The following is a 1,832-nucleotide window of genomic DNA, read 5'->3' on the forward strand; positions in this document are numbered from 1 at the left end:
GTAAACATAACATCGATTTCTCTTTTTTCGCTCATCACATCCACCGAGGGGGTGACAATACCATATTCTCGATACAATTCGGGGAGGTATTCTTTGGCAAATTCATCGTGGGGAAACTGAGACATTGTTGAAATGAAATTAGGTTGTTTTATTTTATCCTATCATAAAGATTGCTTCGTGCCTCGCAATGACAGGGGGAAGGTTCGATCGATTTTTGAGAGAGATTGCTTAGTCTCCTCGCAATGACAGGATAGGGAGGTTCGATCGATTTTGAAAGAGATTGCTTCGTGCCTCGCAATGACGGGATAAGGAAGGTTCGATCTAGTTTTGATAGATTGCTTCGTCTCCTCGCAATGACGGGATAAGGGAAGTTCGATCGATTTTGAGAGAGATTGCTTCGTGCCTCGCAATGATGGGGAGGGTTCGATCGACAAGGGGGGAAGCTCGATCGCATTTTTTGTCTGTAGGGGTTGAACACTGTTCAACCCAAAATAAAACATCGGCTTTATGATTGAGAGGCTTTTATGACATCATCAAGAGGTAACTCTAAACGGGTAGCTATTTCTTCTACACTCATGCCTAATTGCCTTAAAAGAGGTACTGTTTTTAATTTTCCCTCTTTTTCCCCCTCAAGTTTGCCCTCAAGTTTGCCCTCAAGTTTGCCTCTTTGAAGTCCTTGTCTTTCGACTTCTGCCATTTTATCACGGTATATTTGTTTTAAGCTCATAATTAATGTTTCATCCTCCGTTATTAATCCTTGTTTTTGTCTTTGTTTGGTTTCAAGTTTGTCCAATAATCCATAAACTAATTCTAATATATTCTCTCGATAGGGATTATCGGGAGGTAATGCTTTTAATTCCTCGATAGCTTCCACTTGGGTTTTTCCTTTACCTAAGATTCTTAACCATAAGGTATTTTTATTCTTCGGTAATTGATGAATGGCAACAATACCTGTAGAGAATATTTCTGCAACAAAATACACTCCTTTTTCCCAATTTTCTTCGGGATCGGCTTTTGATTGTGCTAGGATTTCCTGAGAAATAGTGGGCGTTAAAATCCATAAAAAGGGTAGTTCAGAATCGGGATTTCCTTCTTTTTTCTCCTCTCTCAGATGATTTCTATGCAATGTTAATAGTTTATTAACACATTCTTTGATTTGGTCTTTACACTTCTATAATACAGGTGGACTGGGCTAATTTGCCTAATAATCCTAATGTTTCTGGGGATGTGGGTACCGGTTTTGTGGGGGTAAACATAACATCGATTTCTCTTTTTTCGCTCATCACATCCACCGAGGGGGTGACAATACCATATTCTCGATACAATTCGGGGAGGTATTCTTTGGCAAATTCATCGTGAGGAAACTGAGACATTGTTGAAATGAAATTAGGTTGTTTTATTTTATCCTATCATAAAGATTGCTTCGTGCCTCGCAATGACAAAGGAGGTTCGATCGAGTTTTGTCTGTAGGGGTTGAACATTGTTCAACCCAAAATAAACCATTGCCTTTATGATTGAGAGGCTTTTATGACATCCTCAAGGGGTAGATTCAAACGAGTGGCAATTTCTTCTACAGTCATACCCAACTGCCTTAAAAGAGGAACCGTTTTTAATTTACCTAGTTTTTCCCCTTCTAGTTTCCCCTGTTGGAGTCCTTGTTGAAGTCCTTGTCTTTCGACTTGTGCCATTTTATCTCGGTATATTTGTCTTAGGCTCATAATTAATGTTTCATCCTCCTGAATTAATCCTTGTTTTTGTCTTTGTTTGGTTTCGAGTTTGTCCAATAATCCATAAACTAATTCTAATATATTCTCTCGATAGGGATTATCGGG

Annotated in this window: 3 protein-coding genes and 1 pseudogene; all 4 read right to left on the reverse strand. The window is 39.0% G+C overall.

What is annotated here, in order from left to right; all coding sequences use genetic code 11:
* Positions 1-161 precede the first annotated feature (161 nt).
* Positions 162-500, reverse strand: a complete 339-nt coding sequence (locus tag ACN4EE_RS23040; protein WP_431708848.1) for a hypothetical protein — start codon at positions 498-500, stop codon at positions 162-164.
* A 5-nt stretch (positions 501-505) separates the two neighbouring features.
* The gene (locus ACN4EE_RS23045; RefSeq protein WP_431708849.1) at positions 506-1,126 is read right to left on the reverse strand and encodes an RpnC/YadD family protein; all 621 of its coding nucleotides are present in this window, start codon (positions 1,124-1,126) and stop codon (positions 506-508) included.
* Positions 1,127-1,163: 37 nt separating this feature from the next.
* Positions 1,164-1,373: a hypothetical protein gene (locus ACN4EE_RS23050; RefSeq protein WP_431708850.1), complete on the reverse strand. Its 210-nt coding sequence runs from the start codon at positions 1,371-1,373 to the stop codon at positions 1,164-1,166.
* Positions 1,374-1,508: 135 nt separating this feature from the next.
* Positions 1,509-1,832: pseudogene (locus tag ACN4EE_RS23055) on the reverse strand (hypothetical protein); the annotation flags it as partial.

Origin of the sequence: Geminocystis sp. CENA526 (assembly GCF_050753365.1) — a bacterium.
Taxonomy (GTDB): Bacteria; Cyanobacteriota; Cyanobacteriia; order Cyanobacteriales; family Cyanobacteriaceae; genus Geminocystis.